Below are 563 nucleotides of genomic sequence, written 5' to 3'. Positions count from 1 at the left end.
CTTGTGCGCCTAAACGGCTCTTCCACATGCCCGCCATGGCTGTCGCCATTTTTACATCCATCGAGAAAGTCGGGACGGTAAACGTCAACTTAAGTGGGTTACTTTGGTTGTAGCCTGCCTCTGCTAACAAACGCTTTGCTTCGTCAATTCGTTGGATTTGGTCCCACTTTGAATATTCCGGTGTGTGCGATTGAAACCCATCGGTTTGCGGTGGTACTAGCGTGAACATCGGAATGCCACCATTTCTTAAAATCGAATCAGTCAGTAGATTGCGATCAATGGCATAGGAGAGGGCTTGGCGAACTCGACGATCTTTGGTCGGTCCTTCTTGCGTATTTAGGTAGTAAAAAGTCGAACCTAGCGAAGCACTTGTATCAGCCACATCTTGAGGCAGTTTGCTTATTAGTTTCCTTTTTTGTGCGGCAGGAATCGACATGACCTGATCAATTTCGCCTGCTAGGTAGCGATTTAGCACGACATTAGCATCACCGATCGGCAGCCAAGTGATTTTATCTAGGACGACGTTGTTTGCATCCCAATAGTGCGGGTTTTTCTTCATTACC

At 47.1% G+C, this 563-nt stretch carries 1 protein-coding gene; it reads right to left on the bottom strand.

Annotation, left to right across the window (positions count from 1 at the left end; genetic code table 11):
• The coding region (locus R7Z77_RS27470; protein ID WP_318137322.1) for an ABC transporter substrate-binding protein at positions 1–563 on the bottom strand (563 nt) is incomplete at both ends.

The organism is Vibrio sp. 1401 (genome assembly GCF_033340295.1).
This window is presented reverse-complemented; position numbering and strand designations above follow the sequence as displayed.